This window comes from Microbacterium sp. SL75 (assembly GCF_026625865.1).
In the GTDB taxonomy this organism is placed as follows: domain Bacteria; phylum Actinomycetota; class Actinomycetes; order Actinomycetales; family Microbacteriaceae; genus Microbacterium.
In genome coordinates, this window is sequence record NZ_CP113067.1 from 280,991 (window position 1) to 296,420 (window position 15,430).

Annotated in this window: 9 protein-coding genes; 7 read left to right on the forward strand and 2 right to left on the reverse strand. The window is 69.1% G+C overall.

The window, feature by feature from the left end; genetic code table 11:
• Positions 1-30 precede the first annotated feature (30 nt).
• Genes OVA17_RS01290 through OVA17_RS01305 form a run of 4 tightly spaced genes read left to right on the forward strand, consistent with a single transcriptional unit; the run spans position 31 to position 6,868 of the window.
• The gene (locus OVA17_RS01290) at positions 31-3,747 is read left to right on the forward strand and encodes a family 43 glycosylhydrolase (RefSeq protein ID WP_267787656.1); all 3,717 of its coding nucleotides are present in this window, start codon (positions 31-33) and stop codon (positions 3,745-3,747) included.
• A complete protein-coding gene (locus OVA17_RS01295) occupies positions 3,744-4,796 on the forward strand; it encodes a permease (RefSeq protein WP_267787657.1) in 1,053 nt (350 codons plus the stop codon). Before OVA17_RS01290 ends, OVA17_RS01295 begins: the two co-directional genes overlap by 4 nt.
• On the forward strand, positions 4,789-5,520 hold the full coding sequence (locus OVA17_RS01300) for a TIGR03943 family putative permease subunit (protein ID WP_267787658.1): 732 nt from the start codon (positions 4,789-4,791) through the stop codon (positions 5,518-5,520). The genes OVA17_RS01295 and OVA17_RS01300 overlap by 8 nt, the downstream gene beginning before the upstream one ends.
• Positions 5,501-6,868: a hypothetical protein gene (locus OVA17_RS01305; protein WP_267787667.1), complete on the forward strand. Its 1,368-nt coding sequence runs from the start codon at positions 5,501-5,503 to the stop codon at positions 6,866-6,868. Before OVA17_RS01300 ends, OVA17_RS01305 begins: the two co-directional genes overlap by 20 nt.
• 52 nt (positions 6,869-6,920) lie before the next feature.
• On the opposite strand, the gene OVA17_RS01310 is transcribed toward OVA17_RS01305, so the two are convergent.
• Positions 6,921-7,520 carry a hypothetical protein gene (locus OVA17_RS01310; protein ID WP_210073697.1) on the reverse strand — a complete coding sequence of 200 codons (600 nt, stop codon included), beginning with the start codon at positions 7,518-7,520 and terminating at the stop codon, positions 6,921-6,923.
• A 333-nt stretch (positions 7,521-7,853) separates the two neighbouring features.
• On the opposite strand from OVA17_RS01310, the gene OVA17_RS01315 reads away from it, so the two are divergent.
• On the forward strand, positions 7,854-12,227 hold the full coding sequence (locus OVA17_RS01315) for a beta-L-arabinofuranosidase domain-containing protein (protein ID WP_267787668.1): 4,374 nt from the start codon (positions 7,854-7,856) through the stop codon (positions 12,225-12,227).
• Between the two features lie 59 nt (positions 12,228-12,286).
• Here the strand turns inward: OVA17_RS01315 and OVA17_RS01320 are convergent, their stop codons facing one another.
• Entirely contained in the window at positions 12,287-13,228 is a 942-nt protein-coding gene (locus OVA17_RS01320; protein ID WP_267787669.1) for a LysR family transcriptional regulator, read from the reverse strand.
• A 117-nt stretch (positions 13,229-13,345) separates the two neighbouring features.
• On the opposite strand from OVA17_RS01320, the gene OVA17_RS01325 reads away from it, so the two are divergent.
• A complete protein-coding gene (locus OVA17_RS01325; protein ID WP_267789336.1) occupies positions 13,346-14,338 on the forward strand; it encodes a putative oxygenase MesX in 993 nt (330 codons plus the stop codon).
• A gap of 20 nt (positions 14,339-14,358) precedes the next feature.
• A complete protein-coding gene (locus tag OVA17_RS01330) occupies positions 14,359-15,396 on the forward strand; it encodes a methionine synthase (RefSeq protein ID WP_267787670.1) in 1,038 nt (345 codons plus the stop codon).
• Positions 15,397-15,430: the final 34 nt, after the last annotated feature.

Genomic DNA, 15,430 nt, shown 5'->3' on the forward strand with positions numbered 1-15,430 from the left:
CTTCGCCGTACGCCCGAAAGGCTCCCCCGCATGCGTTCACGTCGTCCTGCCGCCCTCGCCCTCGCCGTCGCCCTGGTCGGGACCGGACTGGTCACCGGCATCGCTCCGGCCCAGGCGGAGGCTCCCGCCGCCGCGCTCGCCTACGACTTCGACGCCCTTCCCACCGGGCCCATCGCCGCGGGAGCGCAGATCCCGGATGCCGCGGGTGCCCACGCCGGAACGGTGCGCGGTGCCGGCGCGAACATCGTCACCGGCCCGCGTGGCGGCTCCGACCGTGCGCTGGCGCTGCCGGGCGGTTCGTCGACGTCCGGGGCGGCTTTCGTGGAGATCGCTCCAGGCCTGACGGATACGACGACGGGCGACGTCACGATCTCAGCGTGGATGCGGTGGTCGGGCGGGCAGGAGTGCTCGTGGGCCTACAGCCTCGGCAGCTCGAACGAGCGATACCTGTTCGCCACCCCGCGCTGCGGAGGAAACCTGATCGGAGCCGTCAAGTCCGGCACCGAGCAGCGGGCGACCGGTAACGGCCCCGCCGCATCGAGCCGGTGGAGCCACATCGCGGTCTCCCTGCAGTCGGGACAGCGCGTCACCACCTACGTCGACGGCGAAGCCGTGGCCTCCACCGCGACGACGGCGACCGGTGCCGCGACCGTGGGATCGTCGCTGTTCTCGGGGCTAATCGGCAAGTCGCTCTACCCCGGAGACCCTTTCTTCGCGGGGGCGATCGACGACGTCCGCGTGGATCGCCGAGCGCTCGGCACCGAACAGATCCGCGAGATCGCGGCCCCCGCGGCAGAAGCGATCGCGCGAGCCGACGCAACCGCCGTCGAGCTCGGCGACACCTCCGACGTCGTCTCGGATCTCGCGCTTCCCCGCGTCGGCAGCGGTGGTTCGACCCTGTCCTGGGCGTCGAGCGACCCCGACGTCGTCTCACCCGACGGCCGGGTGACGCGGCCCGCGCCGGGTTTGCCGGACGCTACCGTCACGCTGACGCCGACCGCCGCCTTCGCCGGGGCGACAGCGATCGGCGCACCCGTGCAGGCGACCGTGCGAGCGGATTCCGCAGCCGACCTCTCGGCGCGGTTGAGCGCCTCGCTCGTCGTGCCGCCGGTCGTGGCATCCGGGACCTCCCTCCCGAGCGTCGCGGGCGTGGACCTGCGCTGGAGCGGCGCGGCCGTCTCGAACGGGGCGCTCGTGAACCCGGGCTCCGGCGACCGAACCTCGCAAGTCACCGCGGCCGCGACCTGGGGCACGACCACCTTCTCGAAGACCTTCACGGTGACCGTGCTCGATCCCGCCACGGCGCAGAGCCTCGTCGCGTACACGCGCACACCCACCAATGACCACGACGCGAATCAGGACACCGTCGCGCGAAGCATCCACCTCGCGGTCGGCACGTCGGCCGACACCGCGCAGCCCCTGCAGAACAACTACGGTGTGGTCTTCGCGCGCGGCGAGCACGTCGGTCTCGACAACGTCGAGCAACGCGGCATCGGCTCCCCCTCGCCATTCTTCTTCGCCGACGGCCGACTCGGCTTCCTCGCCACCCGCGTCGAGATGTCGGGAGCACGGGATGCCACGGCCCAGAGCGGAGCGCTCGTGTTCCGCGCCGAGGATGATCGGGGTTCGCAGTTCGCCGAGCTCGGCACCATCGACCTCGGAACGACCGACGGGGTCGTCTCTCCGCGCGCCGTGTGGGACTCGGCCCAGCAGCGCTACCTCGTGTCGTGGACCGACGCCTCGGGCACCGCCCGATACACGACCGTGACCGACCTCGCCCGGACTGAGCAGGTTGCCGACCCCTTCAACCCCGAGGACGACGGCACACGCAGCCGCGTCGTCTCCGCCGGAAACCGCGGCGACGTCGTCGTCGGCTCCCCCATCGGCGTCGCGGACCCCGGCTGGGGCTCGTTCGCCGAACGCGTCGCCAACGCGGAGCCCGGCGGCATCCTGCCCGTCAGCGGGACGATCGCGACCGCTCTCGCCGAACGCTACGACCGCGTCGTCAACACGGCGGTGACGGTCGCCCCCGCCACGATCGCGGCGGGCGCCGGCGAAGACCTCGACCGCACGCGCGCCGACCTCTCGTACAGCGACGGGTCGACCGCGACCCTCCCCGTCGACTGGAACACGGACGAGGTCGCGGCGGCCCGGGCGGCCACCTCGGGCACCGTCACCGTCACGGGCACCGTCCGGCAGAAGGACTACAGCGTTCCCTTCGCGGCCAACCGCGCCGACCCGACCATCTACCGTTACGAGCGCGCGGGCAAGACGCAGTATCTGTTCATCGCGACCGACGACACGAACAACAACAACATCGCCTCGGCCCACCTGCCCATCCGCGTCTCCGACACCTTCGACGGACTCTCCGATGCCGCCGGCGGAGCCCAGCGCGAGGTCGACCTGTTGAACCGTTGGACACGGCGCGACACCACCACCGACGGTCGAACGATCGCCGGGTGCTACTGGGCACCCGAGATCCACGAGATCGGCGGGAAGCTGTCGATCCTGTTCTCGCCGTGCTTCAACTCGGGCGACGCGCAGGCCAACGATGGCGCCGACTGGCGCACCGTGCAGTCGCACATCATGCAGCTCCGCGACGGCGGCGACCCCGCCGACCCCGCGGACTGGTCGAAGCCTGCCGCGGTCCTGGAAGCCGACGGGACGGCCCTGGGCCGCGAGGGTTACAGCAACATCAGCCTCGACATGACCTACTTCGAGGCGAACGGGCAGGCGTACTACACGTGGTCGCAGCGTTTCACCTCCCCCGGCTTCGGCGACCCGCTCACGTGGATCGCGAAGGTCGACCCCGCCGACCCCACCCGGATCGTCGGCGAGGCGAAGCCCGTGATCTCGCCGTCGCTCTCGTGGGAGCTGCGCCTGGCCGAGGGGTCGTTCGCGATGGAACGCGACGGCAGGATCTACCTGATCTACTCCAGCGACGGCGTGAGCCCTCGCTACGTCGTCGGCGGCGTCTGGGCCGATCTCGACAGCGATCTCATGGACATCGACAGCTGGCACAAGTACAACACCCCGTTGATGAAGAGCGTGCCGATGCCCGAGGGGGTGTGGGACTACCTCACCTACCCCCAGGGCCCCGGCCACGGAGCGGTCACCACCGACGACGACGGGAACGAGCTCTACGTCTTCCACACCTGGGGTGACGGCGTGGCCGGCAACGGCCGCGACACCCGCATCGGACGCGTCCACTGGGCCGCCGGTGATCGACCCGTGCTCGACATGAGCAAGGACGAGCAGGTGCTGCCGGCCCTGCGCACGGTGACGATGACCGTCACGGTCGTGCCCGCGGGCGGCCCCTCGCCCTCCCCGGAGCCCACCGCACAGCCCTCCCCCGGCGCTTCCGGCCCGGTCGCCACCGCGAGCGCGACGCGCGTCGCGCAGGGCCAGTCGTTCGACGTGACCGTGACGGGGCTGAACCCCGGCGAGCAGATCTCCGCCGTCCTGCGCAGCACTCCGCTGCCGATCGCCGGCATTCCGGTGGCCGATGCCTCCGGTCGCGTGGCCTTCCGCGTCGTCGTCCCCGCCGACTTCGCCACGGGCGCACACACCCTCGAGATCGCACGCGCCGACGGAGGCGTCTTCAGTCGCCTCGGCGTCGAGGTCGTCGCCGCCGGGTCGCTTGCGAAGACCGGCGCCGACGTGGCGCTCGCGGCGGGTCTGCTGGGCGCGGGAGCACTTCTGGCCGGGGTCGCGGTGCGGGCGCTGCGCCGCCGACGGCTGTCATGAGCAGAGCCCCCTCGGGGCAGCTGAGCAACCGCACGTCCCCGGCTGTCTCCGCCCCGGCCGAGCCGGGGCGGAGGCCCTTCGGACGCCCCCTGCTCGTCATCGCGGCGGTGGTGGTCGCCGCCGCGGCCGTGCGACTCGTCACCATCGGCGCCGACACTCCCCTGCCCAGCGCGCTGTCGGATGGAATCACCCTCGCCGCGAGCGTCGTGATCGAGTCCCTGCCGTTCGTCTTCCTGGGCGTGGTGATCTCGATCGCGGTGCAGCTGTGGGTGCCGACGAGAATCATGGATGCCGTGATCCCCCGCCGGGGTGTAGCCCGCCGCGCCGTGCTGTCGCTGCTGGGACTGGTGCTCCCCGTCTGCGAGTGCGGCAACGTGCCCCTGGCGCGCGGGCTGATGCTGCGGGGGTTCTCGGTCGCCGACTCGGTGACGTTCCTGCTGGCCGCTCCGATCGTGAACCCGGTGACCCTCATCACGACCTATCAGGCGTTCGGATGGGACGACGGCATCCTGGTGTCGCGGCTGCTGGGCGGGTTCATCATTGCGAACCTCGTCGGGTGGGTGGTGAGCCTGCACCCGGAACCGGAGCGCCTTCTCGCCCCCGCGTGGGCGGCGACCTGCGCCGCCACGCCCTCCGCCCGCCGACGGGCCTCTCTTGCGCGAGCGGCCGGGATGTTCCGCGACGAGGTCTCGGCGATGCTGCCGGCGCTCTTCTTCGGCGCGGCGATCGCGGGGATCATTCAGGTCGCGATGTCTCGCGAGACGCTCACCGGGATCGGCGGGCACCCCGTGGTCGGCATCCTGGCGCTGATGGTGCTCGCCTTCGTGATCGCGATCTGCTCCAACGTCGATGCGTTCTTCGCCCTCTCGCTGGCGTCGTCCTTCTCGCCGGGAGCGCTCGTCGCCTTCCTCGTGTTCGGGCCGATGATCGACGTGAAGATGCTCGCGATGCTGTCCACGACCTTCCGCGTGCGCGCACTGGCGGGGCTCACCCTTCTCGTCGCCCTCGGTGCCGTGACGATCGGCCTGGCGGTGAACCTCGTTGTCTGAGTTCCTCTCCCGCTGGACCGGGCTCATTCTGTGCGGCATCGGCGTGCTCTGCACCCTCGCCCTCGCCGCCCGGGGCGACCTGACGCTGTACATCCACCCGCGGTACGTGGTCTTCACCGTCGTCCTCACGCTGGTGGGAGCGGCCCTGCTCGCTCTGGCCGTGTGGTTCTCGCTCGCGCGGCGAGCGCCGGAGCACGACGATCACGGCCATGACCACGCGCCTCGCCGCGGTCTTCTCGCCACCGCCGTGAGCGGGACCCTCGTCGTCGTCACTGCCCTCGCCCTGCTCGTCGCGCCGCCAGCCGTGCTGAGTGCCGAGCGCGCACTCACGAGCACCGCCGCCACCAGCGGCGGAGGCGATGTCGCGGCACCCTCACTGGTGGGAAGCGATCCCACGAGGTTCTCGCTGCGAGACTGGGCCACCATACTCGGCGCCGGGTCCACGGCATCCGATCTCGTGGGGCAGCAGGCCGACGTGACCGGCTTCGTCCTTCTCGACGCCGCAACCGACACCGCGCGGATCGGCCGCTACGCGGTCACCTGCTGCACGGTCGACGCCCAGCTCTTCGCGGTCCGCATCGAGCGCTCCGCCCTGCCCGCGGGCGTCGAGACCGGCGCCTGGGTCCGTGTCGCGGGAACCTTCACCGACGACGACGGCGCGACCGTGCTCCGTCCCGACACGATCGAGGAGGTGCCCGAACCCGATGATCCCTACCTCTCGTGAACCCCGCCGTACGCGGCGCCGCTTCCTCGTCGTCGCGGCGATCGTCGTCCTCGTCCTCGTCGGCGCGAGCGTCGCGATGGCGGCTGTGGCCCTGGATCGCGGGCCCCGCCTGCGCGCCGTCACCGGCGATGTCTCGCTCACCGTCTCTCAACGCGATCTGACGCTCACCCTGCGCACCGACCAACCGCTCGACTCCTCCTCGATGGAGGGGCTGCGTATCGAACCCGCGGCGCCCGCTGACATCGACCTCGACGGCGCCTCGGTCCGGGTACGTTTCACCGACCTGCTCGACTTCGACACGGTGTACCGCATCGTCGCCCCGGGTCTGCGATCACGGGCCACGGGCGCCACGAGCGCGGTGGAGTACACCTTCACGACGCCCTCGAACACGGTCACCGTCCTCGAGCGGGGTGGGGCATTCGACCGGGTCGACGACACCCCGGACCGCGTCGTCCGTCACGACCTGTCACGCGAGACGGTGACCACTCTGCTGTCGGCACCGCGCATCCAGGAATACGCCGACACTCCGGACGGGGTCGTGGCGCTCGTGCTCGCCGCGGAGGGAGGCGCACGCCTGCAGACGGTCGACGATGCGGGTGTCGAAGCCACCCTTCCCGCGCCGGGCCGAGGCGACATCCGACTCCTTCGTGCATCCGCCGACGCCGGTCGAGTCGGGTACGTCTTCACCGGTCCCTCCGCCGATGGGACGACGGAGTACACGAACACGCTCTTTCTGACCGACCCGGCGGACGACTCCGCGCCGCGCGCCGTCCACGGCATAGACGGGATGCCGCTGCGCACCGACGCGTGGTTCTTCGTGCCCGGCAGCGCCTACCTGGTGGCGCAGGCCGCCGACCGGAGTCTCGTCCTCGTGGATGGGACGGGGGTCGCTCCGCCGCGGGCACTCGGCCAGCTCGGCGATCTGCGCGGCATCCTCCCGGGGACGACGTCGGTCGTGGTGTCGTCGGATGCCGCGACCTCGGTCCTCGATCTGACGAACGGTTCGGTGACGGATGTCACCGGGGCCCCCGCGGCCACCTCGACGCTCGGCAGTCTCGTGCTCTCCCCCACGTCCGTCCTCACGTGGACCGGCCAGGAGATCACACGGTCGACGGCAGAGGGGTCGGGGGTCCCGCTCGCCGTCGCGGGGAGCGGCGAACGTCTCCAGGAGGTGTGTGCCTCACCGAGCGGCCGACACCTCGCTGTCGGAAGCGCACCCGAGGCGGCGCCGATCGACGGGTATCCCGCACGCGCCGACCGCGTGGGCCGCTCGACGCGCATCGTCGACGCCGAGTCGGGCGAGATCGAGACGCAGCTCTCGGGCACGCGGCCCGATTGGTGCGCCTGAGGTCGAGCGTCGCCCGGCGGGAGGGGCCGCCAGGCGACGCTCGACCCGGGACTCACATGCCGTCGGCGATCATCGCCCAGATCAGCTGGACGTGCCGGTCGGCGTTGAGATCGGACATCTCGTTGTCGTAGTTCAGGCCGTAGGGCCAGATGTGCGATCCTCCGCAGTTGAGCACGGCCCCGGCTCCATCGAACTCGGCCAGCTTCGCGTTGCCGTTGGGGCCGGTCCACTGCCCGTTCTGGCACATCGCGTACCAGGCGTTGGCGGTGCCGTTGCCGACGGTGTGCGAGATCTCGTGGAGCGCCGTGCGCTCCTGCATGAAGCCGCGATTCTCGCCGAACCGGATCGTCCCGTCGATGCTCGCCTCGGCGGTGGGGACCCCGGGGACGTAGTAGACGTTCAGGTGCCGGTCGAAGTCGCTGAACTCGTTGTAGCGCGAGACCGCGGCATCCATCGCCGCTCGGATGCGGTCGTACGCATCGGCCTGGTCGGCCGTGGGGTTCGCCTCGGTATAGAGCGTGTAGGTCATGCGCCCGGCCGCCTCGGCAGGTGTCGAGGTCGCCGCCAAGGGGGCGATGACGGCGGCGAGCGCTGCGGCCGCGACGACGATGCGCTGAACGAGGGCACGGGGACGGGGGGATGCGTGCTGCATGGTCACTCTCCTTCGAATGGTCCGCGACGTCGGTGTCGCGTCCTGAGACAGTAAACGCATTCCCGAGCCGGCAGGAAGGGCGCAGAGATCCTTCTCATCGGTTTCTCATCTGACGACGCGATGAATGGACGAATTGCCGTCACGATCAGGTAACTGTGTCCGAAATAGCTCTTTCGGCCCCGATCTGTGAGCGCTAACATCACCTCAGGCGACGAAGACGTCGCCGCGCAATGACGCTCCGCCAGGAGGTCCGGCCCCCTTTCGTGAAAGGCCTCGACGCCTTCCGCCGCACGCCCGACTTCCTCGTTCTGCGATGCCGCAGGAAGGAACAGCATGTCCCGTATCCGAAAATCGGTCGCGCTCGGTGCCGTGGCCCTCATGGTCGCGAGCGGGGCGGTGGCGCTCACGACGCCGCTCGTCGCTTCGGCGGACACCGGGCTCGACGGCTCGAAGATCCTCGACCTCCCCTTCGACGACTCGATCGCCGACAGCGGCCCCCGCGGGAACCCCACCTCCATGATCCGAGGGGCGGCCGAGTACACCGCGGGAATCGATGGTCGGGCGCTGAAGCTCTCGGGAGATGACGCGCTGGGCCTGGGAACGTCCCCCTCCCTGCAGCCCGAGAACCTCACCGCCTCCTTCTGGTTCAAACCCGACGGGAGCATGGGCGATGCCGAACAGGTGTTCACCTGGAACAAGCGCGAGTGGTTCACCGACGGGTGGTACCTGACCTCTGAAGGACCCAATACCCCGCTCGCGCTCTCCGTGGGGCCCGGGAACAACCAGCCCTACAAGGTCGCGGTGACCGGCACGCGGGATGCGTTCTTCCCGAGCGACGCCTGGACGCACGTCGTCGTCACCTACGACAAGACCACCAAGGCGGTGTCGTTCTACCGCAACGGCGAGAAGCAGACCTCGACGGTCGTCGTCCCGGTGGGCCCGAACGCCTCGGGCGTGCTCGGCACCACGGATGTCGAGAAGTCGATCGGCTTCAACGGAGTCGTCCACAACGGCGCGTACAGCCAGGGCGCCCTCGACGACTACACGCTCTACGACGCCGTCGCCACCACGTCGGACGTCGTCGCCCTCCAGCGGCAGAACGACCCCACCTTCGACCCCTCGACCATCGCGCAGAAGGGCCTCGACTCCGTGTCGGTCCCCACGACCGCGACCGCAGACTTCGGTGTGCCGACCTCGACGGCGAACGGATCCGAGCTGTCGTGGACCTCGTCGAACGCCGACGTCATCGCCGTCCAGGCCGGACAGGCCGCGGTCGTCCGCCCGCAGGGGGCGGATTCTTCCGTCACCTTGACGGCCAGCGCCACCTACGGCGGCAGCACCGCCCGGACGAAGACGTTCACGGTCACGGTGCCGGCGGAGGGATCGACCGCCTCGCTGTACGTCGACGACACCGATCTCAACGAGGTCTTCGTCGCAGACCCCTACCTGCAGAACAGCCACACGAAGATGGTCGATTGGCTGCTGACCCTCGATCCGAAGCGCTTCCTCTACTCCTTCGACCAGCTCTCGGGCATTCCGACCACGGCCCAGCCCTACGGCGGATGGGAGCGCACCACCGGCGCGCGCTTCCAGGGGCACTTCTTCGGCCACTTCCTCTCCGCGCTGTCGCAGGCGTACGCCACGGAGACGGATGCCGCACGCAAGGCGCAGCTGCTCGAGAAGCTCACGACGGCGGTCGACGGGCTCAAAGCGGCACAGGACGCCTACGCGCAGAACGACCCCGACAACGCCGGCTACGTCTCACCGTTCCCGGTGTCGTACCTGCCCGGCGGTCGCGACGGCTTGATCGTGCCGTTCTACAACCTGCACAAGGTGCTGGCCGGGCTCCTCAAGGCGCACCAATACGCGCCCGAGGCGGTCGGAGACGAGGCGCTCACCGTGGCCGAGAAGTTCGGAACCTGGCTGAACACCTGGGGATCGCGTCAGGCCAACCCCGGTGAACTGCTCAACACCGAGTACGGCGGAATGAACGAAGCCCTGTACGACCTCTACAGCATCTCGATGGATGAGAACCACAAGAAGGCCGCCCAGTACTTCGACGAGACGACGCTGTTCCGCCAGCTCGCGGCGGGTCAGGACGTCCTCGCCGGCAAGCACGCGAACACGACGATCCCGAAGCTGATCGGCGCGCTGAAGCGGTACACGGTTCTCACCGACGACCCGACGCTGTACGCCCGACTCAGCGAGGCCGAGAAGGCCGACCTCGGGATGTACCGACAGGCGGCGGACAACTTCTGGGCGATGGTGGTCGAGGACCATTCCTACGTGGGCGGCGGCAACAGCTACTCCGAGCACTTCCAACAGCCCGGTACCCTGTACGACTTCGCCACGAACGGCAACACCAGCGGCTACGGCGAGAACTCCACGGTCGAGGGGTGCAACGAGTACAACATGCTCAAGCTCACGCGAGCGCTGTTCCGCGTCGCCCCCGACGTGAAGTACGCCGACTACTACGAGAACACGTACATCAACACGATCCTCGCGTCGCAGAACCCCGAGACGGGAATGATGACGTACTTCCAGCCCCAGACCGCGGGCTATGCCAAGGTCTTCGGCAAGAAGGAGGACGAGTTCTGGTGCGATCACGGCACCGCCACCGAGAGCTTCACGAAGCTCGGCGACTCGATCTACTTCCGCAAGGGCACCTCGGTGTGGGTCAACATGTTCCGCTCGTCGGAGCTCGACTCCCCCGAGCAGAACCTGAAGCTGACGCAGACGGCGGACGTCCCCAACACCGACGTGGTGGAGTTCTCCGTCGCGTCGCTCGACGGCACCGCGTTGGCCAGCGGGACCACCCTGCGTCTGCGCGTGCCGGACTGGTCGCCGAACCCCACGCTGACGGTGAACGGCAACACCGTCGACGTCGCCCGAGAGAACGGGTACCTCGTGGTTCCGGTATCCGCCGGCGACATGCTCGTGTACACCCTCCCCGCCTCCGTCACGGTCGACTCCGACGCCGGCAACCCGAACTGGGTGGCCTTCCGGTACGGCCCGATCGTGCTCTCGACGGCGCTCAGTTCGACGAACGTCGACGCCTCGTACGAGGCCGGCATCCTGGTGCAGATGAGCGTGGCCGACAAGTCGGTGAGCAACAACGTGCTGGTGTCGAACGTCGATGACTTCAAGAAGAACATCGCCGCCAACCTGGTGCGTCTGGAGAACGGTCTCGACAACAACGATCGGTCGGTGATGCGGTTCGGCCTGAAGAACGTCGACAGCGCCGCAGCCGCCCTGACATTCGAGCCGTATTACAGCATGTACAACGTCCGTTACGGCCTGTACATGAACCTCATCGAGCCCGACTCCGCCGCCGCTCAGGCGATGATCCGCAAAGAGAAGGAGCAGCTGCGCATCGACGAGACCACGGTCGACTCGCTGGTCTCGTTCGACAACAACAACAGCGAGGCGGGAAAGAGCTACAAGACCAACCTCTCGCAGGTCGGCGTGTGGCGGGGCATGGGCTATCGCGACGCGCAGGCGAACCCCGCGGCGTTCTTCCAGTACGACCTGCAGATCGACCCCTCGACGCCGAAGAACTACCTCGGCGTGCGCTATTACGGCGGCGACGACGGACGCACCTTCGACGTCTACGTGAACGATCAGAAGCTCAAGAGCGAGCGGATCACGAACGCCGCAGGAGCGGACCAGTGGTACGTGCAATACGACGAGATCCCCGCGTCGTTCCTGTCCGACACCGAGGCGAAGGACCGGTACAAGAAGGATGCCAACGGGGGCTACGTGCTGGATGCCGAGGGAAAGAAGATCCCCGTCGTCACGGTGCGGTTCCAGAGCAACGGATCGAGCTTCGTCGGTGGCGTGTACGGCGTGTTCACGGCGACGCAGACCGCCTTCGCGACGGCGTCGGCGCTGACGGATCTGTCGTTCGACGGGGGAACGCTCTCGCCCGCCTTCGACGGGACCACGACCGCATACACGCTGAGTGTGCCGAAGGGTCGCGCGGAGGTGACGTTCGACGCCGACCCGGCCGTTCCGAGCGGGCTGGTCTTCGCGAACGGCATCCTCATCGACGACACGAAGGTGCGCACGGTGGCCCTCGGCGAGGGCACCCCGACGCTCACCCTCGAGGCCTACGCGCAGGATCACCGGACGAAGACGACCTACACGGTCGCCGTCGTCCGCACCGATGCGCCGAGCCCGGAGCCCACGGGAACCGCGAGCCCGGAACCCACCGAGACCGCCGGCCCGCAGCCGACCGCAACGGCGGGCCCCGGCCCGTCGGGCACCGCCTCGCCCACCGCGGGCGGTACCGGCTCGCCGACGGCGGGCACCGCGACGCCGCGCACGGCCACGTCGTCGGTCAACGCGGTCGAGCGTGGTGGCGTCGTGCGCGTGAGCGTGAGCGGTCTCGCCCCCGGCGAGCAGGTCACGGCCGAGCTGCGCAGCGATCCGATCCGCATCACGGGGATCCCCGTCGCGGACGCGAACGGACGCGTGAGCTTCGACGTGCGCATCCCCCCGTCGCTCCCGACGGGCCAGCACCACATCGTGGTGTGGGCCGCCGACGGGTCGGAGATCGCGCGGCTGCCCGTCACGGTCTCCGCGAAGGGCACCCTCGCCGCGACCGGGGCTCAGGCTCCGTTCGGTGTCGCCCTGCTCGGAGCGATGTTGCTGGTCGCCGGAGCGGCCGGCTGGGCGATGCGTCGCCCGCGCACCCGCGCGAGCTGAGCGATCCCGAGAGGCGGCGGCTCCTTCGGGAGTCGTCGCCTCTCGGCGTCCGCGGGCGTTCAATCCAGCAGTTCCACCCCGAACCCCGCCACGACATCGCGCACCTCGCCCAGGTACCGCTGCGCCTGTTCGGTGAGGGGGATGGCGGTCCGCCCGATCCAGCCGATCTCGATCCGCTCGTCGACGTCGAGGGGGACCGCGACGATCTCGGGGTCGAGGTCGTCGCTGATGATGCCGGTGGAGATCGTGTATCCGTCGAGACCGATCATGAGGTTGAAGATCGTCGCGCGGTCCGAGACCCGGATCTCCTGCCTGCTGGAGAGGGTCGAGAGGATCTCCTCGGCGAAGTAGAACGAGTTGTTCGCGCCCTGGTCGAAGGTGAGACGCGGGAGGTCCGCCAGGTCGTCCAGAGTCGCGCGCTCGCGACCGGCGAGCGGATTGCGTCGAGAGACGAAGATGTGCGGCTCGGCGCGGAAGAGCGGGTGGAAGGCGAGCCCCGAGTCCCGCAGCAGCTTGTCGAGGACGTTCCGGTTGAAGTCGTTGCGGAACAGGATGCCGAGCTCGCTGCGCAGCGTCCGGACGTCTTCGATGATGTCGAAGGTGCGGGTCTCGCGCAGCGAGAACTCGTACTCCGCGGCATCCGTCGCCTTCACCATCCGCACGAACGCGTCGACGACGAACGAGTAGTGCTGGGCCGAGACGCCCAGCAGGCGACGTGAGGGCGGTCGACCGAGGTAGCGCTGCTCGAGCAGCTCGGCCTGCTCCACCACCTGCCGGGCGTAGCCGAGGAACTCGACCCCGTCGACGGTCAGGGTGACGCCGCGCGCAGAGCGGGTCAACAGGTCCCGGCCCACCCGCGTCTCGAGATCGCGCATCGCGGCCGACATGGTGGGCTGAGCGACGTAGAGCAGGTCGGCCGCGGCGCTGATGGATCCTTCCGCCGCCACCTCGATGAAGTACTGCATCTGCTGCAGCGTGATGCCACTCGCGCGCTTTGCCATAGCCCAAAGCTATACCCGCGTATAGCGGAGCGGAATTACTCGATGACCCCGCAGAGGGCGCACGATGAGGACACGATCACCGCACGGCCCACCCCGGCCCTATCCGATTGGCTCGACATGGCGAACGACATCACGTTCCGCATCTCCACCACGCGCTTCGACGAGGACTACGCCCCCTCGACCAGCTCGCGGATCACCACGAACTTCGCCAACCTCGCCCGGGGCGAGCACCGCCGGCAGAACCTGCGCAATGCGCTGGCCATGATCGACCGCCGCTTCAACGAACTCGTCGACGCCGACAACCCCGACGGCGACCGCTACCGGGTCGAGCTCGACATCGTCTCGGCCGAGCTGCAGTTCGACGACGACGGTGACGATCGCGAATTCCCCCTGCTCGAGGTCCTCGACCTCCACCTCGTCGACACGGCCACCGGCGAGCGCCACCAGGGCATCGTGGGCAACAACTTCTCGTCCTACCTGCGCGACTACGACTTCAGCGTGCTGCTGCCGGCGGCCAACGGCGAGGGCAAGGCCTTCACGCTCCCCGAGGGCTTCGGCATCCTGCACGGCAAGCTCTTCCAGCACTTCCTCGACTCCGAGGCCTACCGCGAGCGCTACACGCAGTCGCCCGTCGTGTGCATCAGCGTGTCGACGAGCCGCACATACCACCGCACCGGTGTCGTTCACCCCGTCCTGGGGCACGAGTACGAGCAGGACTCGTTCTCGCTGACCGACGAGTATTTCGGGAAGATGGGCCTGCAGGTGCGGTACTTCATGCCGCGCGGCAGCGTGGCCCCGCTGGCGTTCTACTTCCGCGGCGACCTGCTGGGCGACTACTCCGACCTGCAGCTCGCCGGCACGGTGGCGACGATGGAGACGTTCCAGAAGATCTATCGTCCCGAGATCTACAACGCGCACGAGCCCGCGGGCGAGGTCTACCGCCCGACGCTGGCGCACGAGGACTTCACCCGCACCGACATCGCCTACGACCGCGACGAGCGCAGCCGCCTGGGCATCACGCAGGGCCGATACACCGAGGAGCACTTCGTGAAGCCTCACCGTGCCGTGCTCGACGCCTGGCTCGTCGCCGACGCCCTCCCCACCCGATGACCTCCCCGAAGGCGACCGCCGTGAACACTCTCCTGCCCACCTCCATCGTCGGAAGCCTCCCGAAGCCCGCCTGGCTCGCCAAGCCCGAGGTGCTGTGGTCGCCGTGGGAACTCGACGGCGACACGCTCGTCGAGGGCAAGCACGACGCCCTGCGCAGCGCCGCGAAGGAGCAGGAGCGCCGGGGCCTCGACATCGTCAGCGACGGCGAACAGACCCGCCAGCACTTCGTGACGACCTTCATCGAGCACCTCGAGGGCGTCGACTTCGAGAACCGCGAGACCGTGCGCATCCGCGACCGTTACGACGCGAGCGTACCGACCGTGGTCGGCGCGGTGAGCCGTCGCCAGCCCGTCTTCGTCCAGGATGCCGCGTTCCTGCGTCAGCAGACGGATCGCCCGATCAAGTGGGCCCTTCCCGGCCCCATGACGATGATCGACACTCTCGCCGACCGCTACTACGGCAGCCGCGAGAAGCTCGCGTGGGAGTTCGCCACCATCCTCAATCAGGAGGCGCTCGAACTCGAAGCCGCCGGCGTCGACATCATCCAGTTCGACGAGCCCGCCTTCAACGTCTTCTTCGACGAGATGAAGGACTGGGGCGTCGCCACCCTCGAGCGCGCCGCCGAGGGACTGCGCGCCGAGACGGTCGTGCACATCTGCTACGGCTACGGCATCAAGGCGAACACCGACTGGAAGGCGACTCTGGGGGCGGAATGGCGCCAGTACGAGGAGTCGTTCCCCCTGCTGCAGCGCTCGAGCATCGACACCGTGTCGCTCGAGAGCCACAACTCGCACGTGCCGATCGACCTCATCGAGCTCATCCGCGGCAAGAACGTCATGCTCGGCGCGATCGACGTCGCCAGCCACGAGGTGGAGACCCCCGAAGAGGTGGCCGACACCCTGCGGCGTGCCCTGCAGTTCGTGGATGCCGACAAGCTCATCGCGAGCTCGAACTGCGGCATGGCGCCCCTTCCGCGCCAGGTGGCGTTCGACAAGCTCAGCGCGCTCTCGGCGGGCGCCGGCATCCTTCGCGAAGAACTCGCGCGCGTTCCCGCCTGAGGGCCGCGCGATCCGTGGCAGAGTCGACGGTGAC

What these genes read in the sequence shown, in the direction of transcription:
- OVA17_RS01295 (WP_267787657.1), top strand. Translation starts at nt 3,744, where the DNA reads ATGAGCAGAGCCCCCTCGGGGCAGCTGAGCAACCGCACGTCCCCGGCT.
- OVA17_RS01325 (WP_267789336.1), top strand. Translation starts at nt 13,346, where the DNA reads ATGGCGAACGACATCACGTTCCGCATCTCCACCACGCGCTTCGACGAG.
- OVA17_RS01320 (WP_267787669.1), bottom strand. Translation starts at nt 13,228, where the DNA reads ATGGCAAAGCGCGCGAGTGGCATCACGCTGCAGCAGATGCAGTACTTC.
- OVA17_RS01305 (WP_267787667.1), top strand. Translation starts at nt 5,501, where the DNA reads ATGATCCCTACCTCTCGTGAACCCCGCCGTACGCGGCGCCGCTTCCTC.
- OVA17_RS01315 (WP_267787668.1), top strand. Translation starts at nt 7,854, where the DNA reads ATGTCCCGTATCCGAAAATCGGTCGCGCTCGGTGCCGTGGCCCTCATG.
- OVA17_RS01310 (WP_210073697.1), bottom strand. Translation starts at nt 7,520, where the DNA reads ATGCAGCACGCATCCCCCCGTCCCCGTGCCCTCGTTCAGCGCATCGTC.
- OVA17_RS01290 (WP_267787656.1), top strand. Translation starts at nt 31, where the DNA reads ATGCGTTCACGTCGTCCTGCCGCCCTCGCCCTCGCCGTCGCCCTGGTC.